At 66.8% G+C, this 15,090-nt stretch carries 17 protein-coding genes; 5 read left to right on the forward strand and 12 right to left on the reverse strand.

Annotated elements, in window-relative coordinates:
* The coding region (locus tag GSQ76_RS31780; RefSeq protein ID WP_254070377.1) for a glycosyltransferase at positions 1 to 342 on the forward strand (342 nt) is incomplete at its 5' end.
* A gap of 40 nt (positions 343 to 382) precedes the next feature.
* Here the strand turns inward: GSQ76_RS31780 and GSQ76_RS12315 are convergent.
* Positions 383 to 1,186: a L,D-transpeptidase gene (locus GSQ76_RS12315; protein ID WP_158744205.1), complete on the reverse strand. Its 804-nt coding sequence runs from the start codon at positions 1,184 to 1,186 to the stop codon at positions 383 to 385.
* 55 nt (positions 1,187 to 1,241) lie between these two features.
* On the opposite strand from GSQ76_RS12315, the gene GSQ76_RS12320 reads away from it, so the two are divergent.
* Positions 1,242 to 1,454 (forward strand): hypothetical protein, encoded by a 213-nt coding sequence (locus GSQ76_RS12320; RefSeq protein ID WP_158744206.1) that lies wholly within the window; start codon positions 1,242 to 1,244, stop codon positions 1,452 to 1,454.
* 74 nt (positions 1,455 to 1,528) lie between these two features.
* Here GSQ76_RS12320 and GSQ76_RS12325 read toward each other — a convergent pair whose 3' ends face one another.
* The gene (locus GSQ76_RS12325; protein ID WP_158744207.1) at positions 1,529 to 2,008 is read right to left on the reverse strand and encodes a DUF721 domain-containing protein; all 480 of its coding nucleotides are present in this window, start codon (positions 2,006 to 2,008) and stop codon (positions 1,529 to 1,531) included.
* 75 nt (positions 2,009 to 2,083) lie between these two features.
* Here GSQ76_RS12325 and GSQ76_RS12330 point away from each other — a divergent pair, with 75 nt between their 5' ends.
* Positions 2,084 to 3,118 (forward strand): A/G-specific adenine glycosylase, encoded by a 1,035-nt coding sequence (locus GSQ76_RS12330; RefSeq protein ID WP_254070379.1) that lies wholly within the window; start codon positions 2,084 to 2,086, stop codon positions 3,116 to 3,118.
* Positions 3,119 to 3,129: 11 nt separating this feature from the next.
* Positions 3,130 to 4,140, forward strand: coding sequence for an alpha/beta fold hydrolase (locus tag GSQ76_RS12335; RefSeq protein WP_158744209.1), 1,011 nt, complete (start codon positions 3,130 to 3,132; stop codon positions 4,138 to 4,140).
* Here GSQ76_RS12335 and GSQ76_RS12340 read toward each other — a convergent pair.
* The 6 genes from GSQ76_RS12340 to GSQ76_RS12365 all read right to left on the reverse strand — a co-directional run bounded on the left by GSQ76_RS12340 (position 4,137) and on the right by GSQ76_RS12365 (position 9,146).
* Positions 4,137 to 5,216, reverse strand: coding sequence for an acyltransferase (locus GSQ76_RS12340; protein WP_158744210.1), 1,080 nt, complete (start codon positions 5,214 to 5,216; stop codon positions 4,137 to 4,139). The genes GSQ76_RS12335 and GSQ76_RS12340 overlap by 4 nt on opposite strands.
* A gap of 140 nt (positions 5,217 to 5,356) precedes the next feature.
* Positions 5,357 to 5,974, reverse strand: a complete 618-nt coding sequence (locus tag GSQ76_RS12345; RefSeq protein WP_158744211.1) for a glutathione S-transferase family protein — start codon at positions 5,972 to 5,974, stop codon at positions 5,357 to 5,359.
* Complete coding sequence (locus GSQ76_RS12350) at positions 5,968 to 6,360, reverse strand: DUF2237 family protein (RefSeq protein WP_158744212.1); 393 nt, start codon at positions 6,358 to 6,360, stop codon at positions 5,968 to 5,970. Before GSQ76_RS12350 ends, GSQ76_RS12345 begins: the two co-directional genes overlap by 7 nt.
* Entirely contained in the window at positions 6,350 to 7,576 is a 1,227-nt protein-coding gene (locus GSQ76_RS12355; protein WP_158744213.1) for an MFS transporter, read from the reverse strand. Before GSQ76_RS12355 ends, GSQ76_RS12350 begins: the two co-directional genes overlap by 11 nt.
* Positions 7,577 to 7,606: 30 nt before the next feature.
* Positions 7,607 to 8,035 carry a DUF4864 domain-containing protein gene (locus GSQ76_RS12360; protein ID WP_158744214.1) on the reverse strand — a complete coding sequence of 143 codons (429 nt, stop codon included), beginning with the start codon at positions 8,033 to 8,035 and terminating at the stop codon, positions 7,607 to 7,609.
* A gap of 55 nt (positions 8,036 to 8,090) precedes the next feature.
* Positions 8,091 to 9,146: a YeiH family protein gene (locus tag GSQ76_RS12365; RefSeq protein ID WP_158744215.1), complete on the reverse strand. Its 1,056-nt coding sequence runs from the start codon at positions 9,144 to 9,146 to the stop codon at positions 8,091 to 8,093.
* A 126-nt stretch (positions 9,147 to 9,272) separates the two neighbouring features.
* Between GSQ76_RS12365 and GSQ76_RS12370 the strand changes: the two genes are divergently transcribed.
* Positions 9,273 to 10,298 (forward strand): PHB depolymerase family esterase, encoded by a 1,026-nt coding sequence (locus GSQ76_RS12370; protein WP_158744216.1) that lies wholly within the window; start codon positions 9,273 to 9,275, stop codon positions 10,296 to 10,298.
* Between the two features lie 67 nt (positions 10,299 to 10,365).
* Here GSQ76_RS12370 and infC read toward each other — a convergent pair whose 3' ends face one another.
* From infC to GSQ76_RS12390, 4 genes are all read right to left on the reverse strand, one after another.
* Complete coding sequence (gene infC / locus GSQ76_RS12375; protein ID WP_158744217.1) at positions 10,366 to 10,890, reverse strand: translation initiation factor IF-3; 525 nt, start codon at positions 10,888 to 10,890, stop codon at positions 10,366 to 10,368.
* Between the two features lie 94 nt (positions 10,891 to 10,984).
* The gene (thrS, locus tag GSQ76_RS12380; protein WP_158744218.1) at positions 10,985 to 12,928 is read right to left on the reverse strand and encodes a threonine--tRNA ligase; all 1,944 of its coding nucleotides are present in this window, start codon (positions 12,926 to 12,928) and stop codon (positions 10,985 to 10,987) included.
* 1 nt (position 12,929) lies between these two features.
* On the reverse strand, positions 12,930 to 13,859 hold the full coding sequence (locus tag GSQ76_RS12385) for a glycosyltransferase family 9 protein (protein ID WP_158744219.1): 930 nt from the start codon (positions 13,857 to 13,859) through the stop codon (positions 12,930 to 12,932).
* Positions 13,856 to 14,995: a glycosyltransferase family 4 protein gene (locus tag GSQ76_RS12390; RefSeq protein WP_158744220.1), complete on the reverse strand. Its 1,140-nt coding sequence runs from the start codon at positions 14,993 to 14,995 to the stop codon at positions 13,856 to 13,858. The genes GSQ76_RS12385 and GSQ76_RS12390 overlap by 4 nt, the downstream gene beginning before the upstream one ends.
* Between the last annotated feature and the right edge of the window lie 95 nt (positions 14,996 to 15,090).

Genomic DNA, 15,090 nt, shown 5'->3' on the forward strand with positions numbered 1-15,090 from the left:
GCTGTGATCTTCCCGTCCTTGTATGAAGGCTTCGGGCTGCCGGTGCTGGAGGCGATGCAGCTTGGCACGCCGGTGCTGACCTCCACCGAGAGCAGCCTGCCGGAGGTCGCCGGCGCCGCGGCGATGCAGGTCGACCCCTACGACACCGCCGCGCTGGCCGCCGCCATGCAGCGCATCGACGGCGACACCGATTTGCGCCGGCGGCTCGCAGGCGACGGGCTGGTGCAGGCTGGCAGGTTCACGGCCGAGATCTACGCGCGCCGGGTGCAGGCAATGTACGAAACCGTCCTGGCCGCCGCACCCGGCAACGTGCTGGACCCGCAGCGGGTAACAGCCCCCTAGCCAAACCGACCGGGCCACTACCACCCGATAGGGCGAAGCCTCAGCTTGCGTCGTCGTGTTCCGGCCCAGGCGTCGGAGGATGGGCGATCATATTCGCCTTCACCGGATCGGATGGGAGCGCACCGGGTTCGGACGTATCCACCACCACCACCGTCTGCCCTGCCAGCAAGCTGGGCGTCGTCCCCTTCGGCAGCAGGGCGGCAAACCGGCGATCGTCTCGCGCCGCTTCCCGCTCCTTGGCGTCGATCAGCCCGGTGCGGTCCAGGAAGCTATTGAACCTGGTCGGGATGCGAATGCAGCCCTCCGAATCCCAACGGCCAAGCCGCGGCTCCAGCACGGCCGGGTCGGTGGCGTGCATTTCCATGCGCACCGCCATGATGGCGTTGGGGGTGCGCCAGTCATCCGTGGTCTGCCAGCCGAAATCCCAAACCCGCATGCCCTTCACGCCGATGCCGCGGATATGGAACTCGTTATACGTGCCTTGCGCGCGGTAGCCGAGGATGCCCGCATTGTCGACGAACACGCCGACAGGGGTGCGAAAATGCTCCTTCCGGCCCGGCTTGCCGGTGCTGACATGTACCGAGCCCAGCACCTCCAGATACGGTGAACTCGACGAGGCGACCGTAACCCATAGCCGCTGGACCTTTGGCGAGCGGTCGACCACCAATATCGTCTGCAGCCGGTCGTGCGTGATGTTCGCCTTCTGCAGCATGCCCTGCGCGGCGCCCAACGCAGCGCGGGTCAACAGTGGTGCATCGGGAAGCAGCGTGCCGGCTAGGGAGGCGTGCATATCCGCCAACAGAGCATCCACGTCCGCCCGCGTGGCGGGCTTGGTCTGCACCACCGGCGCTGGCATCCCCAAACTTGACGATGAGCTTGACGACGGGCTCAGCGACGGCATGACCGACGAGTTCATCGCGATCTTCGACGTAAGCGCCGCGATTGGCGGCTTCGACGTGGCGATCGGGGCAGGGGCGGGCTGCGAGCATGCCGCTGTAGAGATGCACAGGCATCCAGCCAGAACGGCACCGCAGGATCTGAAGGACATCAGCACTTTGCCCCTTTCAAGCGGCTGCCTGCACCATGCCACCTTCGCTCAAAGAGGGCGATAACAGGCATGCGACAGGACAGGGTTTCTGGCACGTGTGACCAATTCGCAACGGGTCGTGATGCGCCAGAACATCAGTCATCGCCGCCCGGTTTGCCGGACCGCCTGCCCAAGCCGCGCCAGCGCGTCGTGTAACTCGCCCGGCGCAAACCCCTGGATCGGCGCGGGAGGTCCCGACATGACCGGTCGCACCGGCACCACCGCGGCAGGCGGCAGCATTTCCTGCACGAACCGCAGCCTCTCCACCGCCACCCGGCCGAGATGGGCGTTGATGCGGGATGTGAGCTCGCCCGACATGTGCTGCAACTCCATCGCCACCGGGCCAGCGCAGGCCAAGGTGAGCGTCGCGCCGGTCATGCGCCGCGGCGCCGTGATGGCGGCCAGCGCCGGACCGACGATGGTGCCCCAATCCGCCATGATCTGTGCCGCAGCGGGGGAGCGACGGCGGAACGCAGGCCGCGTCAACCCGGCAACCAGGTTGCCGACCGGGCGCGGGCCCCAGACATGGCGCGGCTTCTCGGCGTCTGCCGGCTTGTCGGTTTCGGCGTCCGTCCCCATACCGCGTGCGTGCTCCCTCTTTCCTCGACTCCGGCGGCCGACCTGCTGGCCTGGTACGACCGCCACCGCCGTCGCATGCCCTGGCGACACCCGCCCGGCGAGGCCGCCGACCCCTACCGGGTATGGCTGTCGGAAATCATGCTGCAGCAGACCACCGTCGCTGCCGTCATACCCTATTTCGAGCGATTCTTGTCGCGATTTCCCACCGTCGCCGCATTGGCCGAAGCGCCGGAGGAGGTGGTGATGGCCGCCTGGGCCGGGCTCGGCTACTACGCCCGCGCCCGCAACCTGCACGCCTGCGCCAAGCAGGTGGCCGCATTGGGCGGCTTTCCCGCCACCGTGGAGGCGCTGCGGCTGCTGCCGGGGATCGGCGCCTATACCTCCGCCGCCATCGCCGCCATCGCGTTCGGGGTGCCGGTGGTGCCGATCGATGGCAATGTGGAGCGGGTGATCAGCCGGCTTGCCGCCATCACCACGCCGCTACCCGCCAGCCGCCCCGCCATCGCCGTCGCCACTGCCGCCTTCGGCAGCGACCAGGCCGCCCATGCGCGGCCGTCCGACTTCGCCCAGGCATTGTTCGACCTGGGTGCGACGATCTGCACCTCCACCAACCCGGCCTGCGCGCTGTGTCCTCTCATGGCCGGGTGCCAGGCGCGTGCGCAGGGGATCGCCGCCGAACTGCCGCGCAAACTGGCCAAGAAGAAGCGCCCGATCCGCCACGGCGCGCATTTCTGGCTGACAAACCCCGACGGCCAGGTGCTGCTGCGCCGCCGCCCGCCGCGGGGGCTGTTGGGCGGCATGACCGAACTGCCAGGCACCACCTGGCGGTCCGAGCCCTGGACCGAAGCCGAGGCGATCGTGGAGGCGCCGATGCGGGCGGACTGGCGGCTGGTCGGTCGGGCGACGCACGGCTTCACCCATTTCGAACTGCTGATCGACGTGTATGCCGCAACCAGCCGCACCATCCAGGCCGAGGGCTTCCTGCGTCCTGCCGCGGATCTGGGGCAGGAGGCCTTTCCCACCGTCATGCTGAAATGCGTCCGCGTCGCGCAAGACGCGGCATTGTCGCCGGCCGGCGGCTCGGCAATGGTGCCCGCCGAGACACGGTAGGAGCGAAAGCGATGGCGGCAGACACGGCGACGGGCCGGTTCGAACTAGGCGACCTGATGCTGCAATCCCGCGCAGTGCTGCCCAAGGCGGCACTCAGCTGGAAGACCTACGGCACCCTGTCCCCCGCCCGCGACAACGTCGTGGTCTATCCCACCAGCTACGGCGCCCAGCACATGGACCAGGAATGGCTGATCGGGCCGGACGGCATCCTGGACCCGTCACGCTGGTTCGTCATCACGCCCGACATGTTCACCAACGGCCTGTCGTCCAGCCCGTCCAACACACCCGATTGGCCCGGCGTCGTAACGCCATGGGACAACGTCCAAGCCCAGGCGCGCATGCTGCGGGAGGTGTGGGGGATCGAGCATGTGCATGCCGTCTACGGTTTCTCCATGGGGGCGATCCAGGCCTACAACTGGGCCGCTGCCTTCCCCGGGGCGGTGAGCCGTATCGTGGTCGTCTGCGGCAGCGCACGCACGGCGGTGCATAACCGGGTATTCCTGGCAGGCGTCCGCTCGGTGCTGGAGGCCGCGCCCGAATACCAGGGACATGGCCGCTTCAGCGCGGAGCCAACGAAGGCGGTGCATGCCTTCGGCCGGGTCTACGCCGGCTGGGCGTTGAGCCAGGATTTCTACCGGGCCAACCTGCACCTCACCGCGCTGGGCGCGCCGGATCTCGAGACGTTCCTCCGCACCGACTGGGCCGAGCGGTTTGCGCGCCGCCCGGCCGCCAATCTGCACGCCCAGGTTTGCACGTGGGAGGCGGGCGATATCAGCGCCAACACCCTGTATCATGGCGACCTATCGGCGGCGCTGAACGCGATCGAGGCGCGGGTATTGCTGCTGCCGTGCGAAACCGATCTATACTTCCGTGTTGCCGACAACGCGGCGGAGCTACCGCATTTGTCGCAGGCCGAATTACGCCCGATCCCCAGCATCTGGGGCCACCGCGGCGGCAACCCGTCCGCCAATCCGGTCGACCTTGACTATCTGCGGAGCGCAGTGCGCGCCTGGTTGGATTAGGGCCCGGCGATGACGCCGATCGCCAGCTTCTGTTTGTATCGCAGCGTCAGGTAGCTTCGCAGGGGAACATCGTAGGCGACGAATGCGACGTAGGAGAAAACCAGGACAACCAGCCCCTCTATCGAGGTGAAGAGGTAAAATTCGGGCCTCGTTAGTTGCCAGTGCCTCAACATCTCCTCACCAAGGCGAAGTATAGGTCCCTGTAATATGTAAATGGGATACGATAGATTCCCGAACAGGCGAAAGATCTTCGCCGAAGCCGCCGATGGCTGGACGTTCGCACCGATGCCGACGACCACCGGGAATATGACGAGGACATAGATGACGCTGGTAAGCCCAGAATCATGCACCGGTGCCAGCAGCAATCCCACCAGCGCGAGTGTCAGCAGGATCCCGGTGCGGCTGTCGATTTTCCAGGATAGTCGCAACCGAAACAGCAACACGCCCACGAAAAACGGGTAAAGTACTCTTCCAAAGCCATAGACGAAATTGTCCTGGTTGTTCCCGCCGGCAACCCCGTTGTTCACGTAGGCAACGATGATCAACAAAATGGCGCTGCAAAAGGTCAACTGAACGAGCCGGCGTAACGTCAATGAAGGCGCCATGATCGCATAGATGGCGTTGGCAACGAGTTCGAACGTCAAGGACCAGCTCGCCATGTTCAGCGGATAGGCCGTATCCCATTGTGGAAACACGTACGATGGCAGCAGCAGCAGTGCCAGGACGCTGCTGGACGCAACCTGGTGGTAGGTGATGGTGCCCTTGAACGCCACCGCCAGCATGGCCGGTGCAATCCCCATCAACGTGCCGAGCAACAGCAGCGGATACAACCGCTCCACCCGAACCCACAGAAACGCCGGCAGGCGCATCCGCCCGGATCGAAGCTTCTGTTCGTAAGCGAACGCGATCACGAACCCGCTCAGCGTATAGAAGAAATCGACCGCCAGGCCTGCCAGCGGCAGCGCCGTCAGGTCACGCTGTTGGAGTAGATGAAACGCCAGGACAACCAGCGCAGCAGCCCCACGAAGGCCATCCAAGGCTGGAAACCGATGCAGGCCCTGCGGCGACTGAGGCATGAAGCCATCCCAACAAAAGATGGAGGCCGCCTCTTCTTAGACCTTTATTGAAATAAGAGGGGATAATTCTCCCGAGGACAGAAATAATTCTGCTCCAAATTTCACTATATTATCGTCGCAAAGTATTAATTGCGCCTGTTTTATCGAATAATCTCATAAGCGCCGCCCCGCTCCAGTGCCGCCTGGTAGGCTGGCCGGCTGTGGATGCGGTCGAGATAGGCGAGTATGCCAGGATAGTTCGCCGCCCCGGTCCGCGCGGCCGCGGCCTCCAGCGGGTAGGACATCATGATGTCGGCGATGCTCAATTCGCCGCCGGCCAGGAAGGGACCGTCCGCCAGTTCGGCCTGCACATACTCCAGCAAGGTCGCGATCTGGCCGTTCACCCGCTCGGCGAGCGCCGCCCCGGCTGGGCCAAGACGGCCGAGATACAGCTTCAGCAGCAGCGGCGTGGCCATGGACCCCTCGGCAAAATGCACCCAGTAGGTTGCCCGGCGGCGTTCCAGCGTGCCGGGCGGGCGCAGGCCGTCATATTGCTCGGCCAGGTATTCCACGATCGCGCCCGACTCCGACACGATCACGCCGGCATCGTCGATCACCGGCGATCGGCCGAGCGGATGGACCGCCTTCAGCTCGGGCGGCGCCAGCATGGTCGCCGCGTCCCGCTCGTAGCGGACGATCTCGTAGTCGACCCCCAACTCCTCCAGCATCCACAGGATACGCTGGCTGCGGCTGTTGTTGAGGTGGTGGACGATCAGCACGGTGCGGCGTGGCTTTGCAGGTCTTCGAGGCTGCAGTACGCCAGCGCCGACTCCTCCGTCGCCTCCAGCGCCACCATAGGCGCCGAACCAGCGAGCAGCGCCTCCTGCCAGCGGGGCGCGCACAGGCACCAGCGATCGCCGGGCTGCAGCCCCGGGAAGCCGAATTCCGGCCGTGGGGTGGACAGATCGTTGCCCTGCCCGGCGCTAAACCGCAGGAACGTCGCCGTCATCACCGCACAGACGGTGTGGCTGCCGAAATCCTCCGGCCCGGTGTTGCAGCACCCATTGCGGTAGAACCCGGTCAGCGGCGTGCTGGCGCAACTGTGCAGCCGCCCGCCCAACACGTTGCGCCCCGGCGGGCGACCGCCAGCCTCGTCAAACGGCACGGTGAGGCCGCTCGAGGTTCGGCAGGAAGGCGGTCAGCAGCCCGATCGCCGGCAGGAAGGAGCAGATGTGGTAGACCGCAGTGATGCCGATATGGTCCGCCATCTGGCCCAGCACCGCGGCCCCCAGCCCACCCATGCCGAACGCGAAGCCGAAGAATAGGCCGGACACGGTGCCGATGCGGCCGGGCATCAGTTCCTGCGCGTAGACCAGAATGGCGGAAAACGCGGACGACAGGATCAGCCCGATCGGGATCGTCAGTACGACCGTCCAGAACAGATTGGCGTAGGGCAGGATCAGGGTGAACGGCAGCACGCCCAGGATCGACACCCAGATCACGTATTTCCGCCCGATCCGGTCGCCCATCGGTCCACCGCATAGCGTCCCCAGCGCGAAGGCGCCGAGATACAGGAACAGGTAGACCTGCGCGCTCTGCACCGGCACGTGGAATCGCTCGATCAGATAGAACGTGTAATAGCTCGCGAGGCTGGCGGTGTAGAAATACTTGGAGAAGATCAGCACCAGCAGCACGGACACCGCCAGGATCACCTTGTTGCGCGGCATCGGCGACACGACCGGCGCCGCCTTCTTCCCGCGTGCCCGGCTGCCGACGGTGACGGAATACCACCGGCCCACGCCATACAGCACCGCCATGCCCAGCAGCGCCAGCACGGCGAAGATCGCCACACTGCCCTGGCCATGCGGCATCACCACGAAGGCGGCCGCCAGCGGCCCGATCGCCTGCCCGGCATTGCCGCCCACCTGGAACACCGATTGCGCCAATCCGTGCCGCCCCCCGGACGCCATACGCGCCACGCGCGACGATTCCGGATGGAACACCGACGAGCCCATGCCCACCAGTGCTGCCGCCAGCAGCAGCATCGGATAGTTGTGCGCCTGCGACAGCATCAGCAGCCCGACCAGCGTGAACCCCATGCCGACCGGCAGCGAGAACGGCATCGGCCGCTTGTCGGTGAACGTTCCCACCACCGGCTGCAGCAGCGAGGCGGTGATCTGGAACGTCAGCGTCAGGAAACCGATCTGGCCGAAGCTGAGGTCGTAATTCGTTTTCAGCAGCGGGTAGATGGACGGGATGAGCGACTGGATCAGGTCGTTCAGCATGTGGGAGAAGCTGATCGACAGCAGCACCGACAGCGCCATGGTCTGCGCCGGGGTCACCGAGGGAAGCACTTGAGCCGGGGCTACGCGGACGTTCATTGGACAGATCCCGGCATCTCGTTTCTCCGCTCAGACGCCAAGACGCCTGCTCTGTAGTATGGCGCAGCCACTGATCCGCCAGGACCCGTCGGCCTCGTGTTCCATCGTGTATCGCGCCGTGTAGGCCAGGCCATCCGGCCCGGTCAGTTCGACGTTCTGCACGATCTGTCCATCTTCCTCCTCCAGGGCGGCAAAGTCGACCGAGCGGGGGCGATAAACCGGGGCATAGCCGCGCCGCACCATTTGCATGAACGTGTCGGCCGTGCCGAACATGCCCTGGGTGGATGGGGCGGCGAACCCGAACGCGCCCGGCCCGTCATCGCGGCGGAATGCGTCGATCTGGCCCGATATCACCGACTGGATGGCCGCACTGTCCTCGCCCGAGACCGGGCCGCCTGCCGCCGCAGCCGGGCCGGCGAGGGTGGTGAGCAACGCGAACACGGCGAACAGGATACGCATGCGATCGATCCCCCACTACCGAGACGTTACGGTGCTGTGGGCCCGGCGGTTGCGCCTAGCCGACGCCGGTGGTGCGAATCAGCACCAGGCTGATGATCAACAACACGAGCAGGGAGGCCGTGACCGCCCCCGTCACCCGGATGCCGGCGCGCGCGACCACCCGCACATCCACGCCCAGCCCCAACGCGGCCATGGCAATCACCGTCAGCCAGTTCGCCACCAGTCCCACCGGCGCCAGCAACGGCGTGGGGACGAGGCCGAGCGAGCGAATCGCCGCCAGCACCAGGAAGCCGAAGATGAACCAGGGAACCAGCTTGTGCAGCGGCGGCTTTGCGCCGGCTTTGCCCCCCTCCCGCAGCTTTCCACCACCAAGCGACAGGGCCAGCACCACCGGCCCCAGCATCAGCACGCGCACCAGCTTGACCACCGTGCCCATCTGCACCGCGACCGCCCCCACCGGGGCAGTGGCCGCCAGCACCTGCGGCACGGCATAGACGGTCAGCCCCGCCAGCACGCCGTAGCGCAGATCGGTCAGGTGGAACGCCGGCACCGCCAGCGGCAGCGCTATCACCACCACCACGCCCAGCACCGCCGTAAACGCGATGGAGGAAGCGACATCCCGCGCATCCGCCCCGATCACCGGCGCCACCGCGGCAATGGCGGAGTTGCCGCAGATCGAGTTCCCGCACGCCACCAACGTCGCCATGCGTGGCGGCAGGCCCAGCGCGCGGCCGATGCCGTAGCTGGCAAAGATCGCCACCGTCACGACGCAGGCGATCCCGATCAGCAACTCCCCACCGATCGCTTCCACCGTGGCGAGGCTGATCGACAGACCCAGCAGCACGACGGCGATTTCCAGCAGCATCTTGGCGCTGAATCCGATGCCGGTCTGCCACAGCTTTCCCGGCGTCCAGGCCGTTCGCACCGCGGTGCCGACCAAGATCGCCAGCACCAGCGCCTCCAGCCAGGCGCGGCCGAATATCGCGACCTCCACCCGTTCCAGCAACCACGCGACAAGGGTTACGGCGAGACAGAGGAGGACACCGGGCAGCTTGCCTCCATACTGGATCGGCCAAGCGCGGGAAGCGAGCGTGGTGGCGGGCGGGGACATGCGCCACACCATGCCTCTGGCTGGCCGATGCCGCTACCCAATATGCATCATCCGAGCGCTAAGTATCTCAGCCGCTTGTCCCGTATGCTGCAGTGCACCATATCTCATCCCATGGAAATCCCCGGCATGCCCAAACTGCGAATGAACCTGGACGAACTGACGCGGATGCGTCGGTCTTGGGTGTCGGCCATGGGGTCGTTCGGCGGCGGCGGCACGTCGGACGATGGCCGGCTGCAGGAGGTGTCGGATTTCGCCCCCAACCCGGGTGCACTGCGCATGTTGCGCTACGTCCCCCCAGCCCTGCCGCCAGGTGCGCCCCTCGTCGTGGTGATGCATGGCTGCACCCAGAACGCCGCCGGGTTCGCCGAAGGCACGGGTTGGCTGACCCTGGCGGAACGACACGGCTTTGCCCTGATCTTCCCCGAGCAGTCCCGCAGCAACAACGCCAACACCTGCTTCAACTGGTTCGAGCCCGGGGACATCACGCGGGGCGCGGGCGAAGTCGCTTCCGTCCGTGCCATGGTGGCCCGCATGCAGACCGACCAGCGGATCGACCCGGCGCGGGTGTTCGTGACCGGGCTGTCGGCCGGCGGGGCGATGACGGCGGCGCTGCTGGCGACCTACCCCGACGTGTTCGTGGCCGGGGCTATCATCGCCGGGCTCCCATTCCACTGCGCCACCGGCGTGTCCGAGGCGCTGGGCGCCATGCGGCACTGCCCGGCGCACACCCCCGCCGAATGGGGCGATCGCGTCCGCGCCGCCAGCCCGGCGCCGCAACGCAAGCCCATCGTGTCGATCTGGCACGGCGACGCCGATACCACGGTGATGGTCTCCAGCGCCACCGAACAGGCGAAGCAATGGTGCAATGTCCATGGCCTGCGCGAGCCGGATAGTGTGGACGATCAGGTGGATGGTGTCGCCCACCGTGCCTGGCGGGACGCCGGTGGAACAGTGCGGGTAGAGCTATACACCGTGCGCGGCCTGGCCCACGGCGTGCCGATCGACCCGCATGCCCCAGGCGACCGCGGCGTAGGGGAGGCGATGGCCTACGTGCTGGATGTCGGAGTGGCGTCGACCTGGCGGATCGCGCGAAGCTGGGGGTTGGTGCCGGCAGGCGGCGTAGCGCAGCGCGTGGAACCGGTGCTGCCGTAACCAAGCGGCTGCCGTAACAAGGCAGCACCGCCCTCTCCCGCACGGGAGAGGGAAGGCAAGCTCTCGCCTAGCGGGGCGACAGCACCATGATCATCTGACGGTTTTCCATGCGGGGCATCTGCTCCACCTTGGTTTTCTCGTCCATGTCGCCACGAATCCGCTCCAGCACCTTGATGCCGATGTCCTGGTGGGCCATTTCGCGGCCACGGAAGCGCAGGGTCACCTTCACCTTGTCGCCCTCGTCGATGAAGCTGTTCATCGCGCGCAGCTTCACCTGGTAATCGTTCTCGTCGATATTCGGCCGAACCTTGACCTCTTTGATCTCGACGACCTTCTGCTTTTTCTTCGCCTCGTTCTTCTTCTTTTGAGACTCGTATTTGAATTTGCCGTAGTCGAGGATCTTTACGACCGGCGGATCGGCATTGGGGCTGATCTCGAGCAAATCCAGTCCAACGGCCGCTGCCCGCAGCATTGCGTCACGCGCGCTCATCACGCCCTGCATCTCGCCTTCGGCGTCGATGAGGCGCACTTGCGCGCTGCGGATATCCTCGTTGACGCGGGGTCCGTCGCGGCTCGGTGCGGCGGCTGTCATGGGGCCTCTAGCTATTGTGCTCTCCTGTAGTCGTGGGGGCGGTCGTTCCGCTTAGGTGCAGTCTTGCAGCAGCCCGTCTGCTGGATCAAGCGAATCAGCGATTCGGGGTGGCGGACCTGACAATATCGGGCGGCATGGCTTCCAGGGCAAGCCCGTCCAGGGCCTCGGCCAACGAAAGAACCTCCTGCGCCTGCCCGCCAAGGCGGCGCAGGGCCACGGTCCGGCCCTCGGCCTCCTTGCGGCCGACCACGGCGATGATCGGCACGTGCTGCAGGCTGTGCTCGCGGATCTTGGCGTTGATCTTCTCGTTGCGCCCATCCACGACCACGCTCAGCCCACGCGCCCGGAACGCCTCGGCCACTTCCTCGGCATAGGGCTCTGCATCCGTCACGATGGACGCCACCACCAACTGCACCGGCGCCAGCCACAGCGGGAAGCGCCCGGCATATTGCTCGATCAGGATGCCCAGGAACCGCTCGAAGCTCCCCAGGATCGCCCGGTGCAGCATGACGGGGCGTTGGCGCGAGCTGTCATCCGCAATGTAGCTGGCATCCAACCGATCCGGCAGCACGAAATCCACCTGCAACGTGCCGCACTGCCAATCCCGCCCGATCGCATCGCGCAGCACGAATTCCAGCTTCGGACCGTAGAACGCGCCTTCGCCGGGGTTCAGCTCGTACTCGACGCCGGCCATGGCGCACGCCTCGCGCAGCGCGCCTTCCGCCCGGTCCCACGTCGCATCGTCCCCAGCCCGCTCGTCCGGCCGGTCGGCGAACTTCACGCGAAAGCTGTCGAAACCGAAATCCCGATACACCGAGGACAGCAGGTCCACGAACTTCGCCGTCTCGTCCGCAATCTGGTCCGGCGTGCAGAAGATATGCGCGTCGTCTTGCGTAAACCCGCGCACCCGCATGATCCCGTGCAGCGCGCCCGACGGCTCGTACCGATGGCACGCCCCGAACTCCGCCATCCGCAGCGGCAGCTCGCGATACGACCGCAGCCCGTGGTTGAAGATCTGCACGTGGCATGGGCAGTTCATCGGCTTCAGCGCCAGCGTGCGCTTCTCGTCCTCCACATGGGCGACGAACATGTGCTCGCGATACTTGTCCCAATGGCCGGACCGTTCCCACAGCACCCGATCCACCAGTTGCGGCGTCTTCACCTCCACATACCCGGCGGCGTCCTGCCGGCGGCGCACATAGCTTTCGGCCGCCCGATACAGCTTCCATCCCTTCGGATGCCAGAAGATCGACCCGGCGGCCTCTTCCTGGATATGGAACAGATCCATTTCCCGGCCCAGCCGGCGATGGTCGCGCCGCTCCGCCTCCTCCAATTGCTGCAGATAGGCGTCCAACTCCTTCTGGTCGCGCCATGCCGTGCCGTAGATCCGCGTCAGCATCGGGTTGCGGTGGTCGCCACGCCAATACGCGCCCGCGACCTTCTGCAGCTTGAACGCCGTGCCCACGTCGCCCGTGCCGCGCATATGCGGCCCGCGGCACAGGTCGATCCAGTCGCCCTGCTTGTACATGGTGATCGTCTCGGTGCCCGGCAGGTCCCGGATCAACTCGGCCTTGTATCGCTCGCCCTTGGTCTCGAAGAACGCGATCGCCTCGTCCCGGTCCCACACTTCGCGCTCGAACGCGGCGTTGCGGCCGATGATCTCCCGCATCCGCGCCTCGATGGCGGGGAAATCCTCGGGCGTGAACGGCTCGTTGCGAGCAAAATCGTAATAAAACCCGTTCTCGATCGACGGCCCGATCGTCACCTGCGTGCCGGGATAAAGCGACTGAACCGCCTCCGCCAAGACATGCGCCGTATCGTGCCGGATCATGCCCAGCGCATCCGGGTCCTTCCGCGTCACGAACACGATCGCCGCATCGTCCTCGATGCTGCGGGACAGATCGACCAATTGGCCGTCCAACTTCATCGCCAGCGCAGCGCGGGCAAGGCCGGGGCCAATGGAAGCGGCCACCTCGGTGCCCGTAACCGGCCCGTCGAAGCGGCGCACGGATCCGTCGGGCAGAGTGATAGCGGGCATGTCAGAGCGCTTCCAAATGGGTCAAATTCTGTGAATGGACCTGCGGCAGCGCGGCTGCAACCCGTTCCACTGGCAGGTCTGCCAAGTTTGCGGCGGCGAGCACGGTCACGTCGCCCCGCGGCCGGGTGAGCGCCGGGTCGCTATCGTTGGAAAACAGCGCGATGGTGGGGATGCCGAGCGCCGCCGCCAGATGCGTCGGCCCGGTATCGTTCCCCACCGCCAGGCTGGCCCGCGCCAGCACGCCGCCGAGTTCCAACAGACTGGTGCGGCCCGTCAGGTCGATCGCCTGGGGGCAGGCGGCGCGGATGATGGCAGCATGCAGCGTATCGGCACCGCTGCCGAGAATGACCGGGGTCTGCCCCCGCTCCACCAGGACCTGCGCCAACGCCCCAAACCGCTCGGCCGGCCATCGTTTGCGCGGCCGGTGCGGTGCGGCGCCGGGGATCAGCGCCACGCAGCCGAGTTGGTCGAAGCCCGGCGTGCTCGCCAGCCAACCGAAATCCGGACTGGGAAACTGCGCGACGCCCGCCATCTCCAACTGGTCCCGCTGCCGCTCCAGCGTATGCATCTGGTTGCGCCCCGGGTTCGCATGCGGCCGCGAGCAACCCGGGGCGATCCCCGACCAATCCGGTCGCCCCGCTAGCCGAAAATACCACCCCGACCGCCCAGAGGTCTGCAGGTCGTACACCAGATCGAACCCGCGTAACGACCGCCGCAGCCGCCACAGCGCCGCCAGGTTCCACGGCCGCGGCCGCATGTCCGTAACCACCCTGTCGAACCAGGGCGCCGCCCGGGCCATCTCGGCAAAGGGCGCCGTCGTCAGCAGGGTAAGGTCAGCGCCCGGATGCTGCGCCCGAATGGCGGCGAACGGCCCAAACGCCAGCACGAAATCGCCCAACGCGCCCAGCTTGATGACGAGGATGCGGCTCACGCCAGCAACTCGCGATAGACCTCCAACGTCGCCTGTTGCATCGCCGCCGTCGTGTAATGCGCGCACACGCTACCCCGCGCCCGCGCGCCCAACGCCTCCCGCTCGGCCGGGGTCAGCCGCAGGATCTCGTCGATCGCGGCGGCCAATGCGACGGGGTCGGACGGGCGCACGCGCCAGCCGGTCACGCCATGCTCCACCGTCTCCGCCGTGCCCCCCGCATCGCTCACCACGACCGGTCGGCCCATCGCCTGGGCCTCGATGACGGTGCGGCCGAACGGCTCCGGCTCGATGGAGGGATTGGCCACCACATCGGCCAGCATCAGCGCGGCCGGCATGTCGTCGCAATGCCCGACCAGGCGCACCCGATCGGCGATGCCCAGCGCTTCGGCCCGGGCAATCAGTTCGCGGCGGAACCGGGTGCGGCCCTGTTCCGCCCCAACCAGGACTAGCCCCACATCGCGTCGCTCCAACCGGGCCAACGCCTCCAGCATGACCGTGTGGCCCTTCCAGCGGGTCAGCCGGGCCGGCAGCACGATGATCGGGGCGCCGTCCGGCAGCCGCCATTCCCGCGCCAGCCGGGCCATGCGGTCGCCGCTGACGCTGGCCGGGTCGAACAGCGCCGTATCCACGCCGCGCGGGATGATCCGCAGCCGCGCCGGGTCCACCTGGTGACGGGCCTTCAGGCGGCTGGCGACGAAATGACTGATCGCGATGATCCGCTCGCCCCGCGCCATGATGGCATTGTACCGCCGCTTGCCCGGCGCATTCTCCTTGTAAACCCCATGCCAGGTCGTCACGAACCGCGCCCCCGTCCGCCGGCACGCCAGCCACGCCGACCAGGCCGGCGCACGGGACCGCGCATGCACGATGTCCACGTCGGCAGCGCGGATCAGGAACGCCAACTGCGCCGCATTGCGCCAGATCCGCGCCGGGTTCTTCGACGCCAGCTTCAGCGTGATATGCGTGCCGCCCGCCCGCTCCACCGCCGGCACCAACCGCCCGCCCGAACTCGCCACCAGCGCGGACCCACCGGCGCGCACGATCGCCTGCACCATTTCCACGGTGCCGCGCTCCACCCCGCCGGTTTCCAGCGAGGGCAGCACTTGCAGGACGGTAAGGGCGAGGTCGTCTGGCATGCCGAACGCGCTATACCACCGATGACGGGTTGGACGGGAGGGGTTGGATGGAACGAGGCCGCATCGATAACGGGAATGGCGTGGCGCTTGCCTGG

Origin of the sequence: Acidisphaera sp. L21, assembly GCF_009765685.1 — a bacterium.
Lineage (GTDB): Bacteria > Pseudomonadota > Alphaproteobacteria > Acetobacterales > Acetobacteraceae > LMUY01.

Coding starts and splice junctions, on each gene's coding strand:
- GSQ76_RS12320 (WP_158744206.1), top strand. CDS start 1,242: ATGACCGACGAGTTCATCGCGATCTTCGACGTAAGCGCCGCGATTGGC.
- GSQ76_RS12325 (WP_158744207.1), bottom strand. CDS start 2,008: ATGGGGACGGACGCCGAAACCGACAAGCCGGCAGACGCCGAGAAGCCG.
- GSQ76_RS12330 (WP_254070379.1), top strand. CDS start 2,084: ATGCCCTGGCGACACCCGCCCGGCGAGGCCGCCGACCCCTACCGGGTA.
- GSQ76_RS12335 (WP_158744209.1), top strand. CDS start 3,130: ATGGCGGCAGACACGGCGACGGGCCGGTTCGAACTAGGCGACCTGATG.
- GSQ76_RS12340 (WP_158744210.1), bottom strand. CDS start 5,216: ATGCCTCAGTCGCCGCAGGGCCTGCATCGGTTTCCAGCCTTGGATGGC.
- GSQ76_RS12355 (WP_158744213.1), bottom strand. CDS start 7,576: ATGAACGTCCGCGTAGCCCCGGCTCAAGTGCTTCCCTCGGTGACCCCG.
- GSQ76_RS12360 (WP_158744214.1), bottom strand. CDS start 8,035: ATGCGTATCCTGTTCGCCGTGTTCGCGTTGCTCACCACCCTCGCCGGC.
- GSQ76_RS12365 (WP_158744215.1), bottom strand. CDS start 9,146: ATGTCCCCGCCCGCCACCACGCTCGCTTCCCGCGCTTGGCCGATCCAG.
- GSQ76_RS12370 (WP_158744216.1), top strand. CDS start 9,273: ATGCCCAAACTGCGAATGAACCTGGACGAACTGACGCGGATGCGTCGG.
- infC (WP_158744217.1), bottom strand. CDS start 10,890: ATGACAGCCGCCGCACCGAGCCGCGACGGACCCCGCGTCAACGAGGAT.
- thrS (WP_158744218.1), bottom strand. CDS start 12,928: ATGCCCGCTATCACTCTGCCCGACGGATCCGTGCGCCGCTTCGACGGG.
- GSQ76_RS12390 (WP_158744220.1), bottom strand. CDS start 14,995: ATGCCAGACGACCTCGCCCTTACCGTCCTGCAAGTGCTGCCCTCGCTG.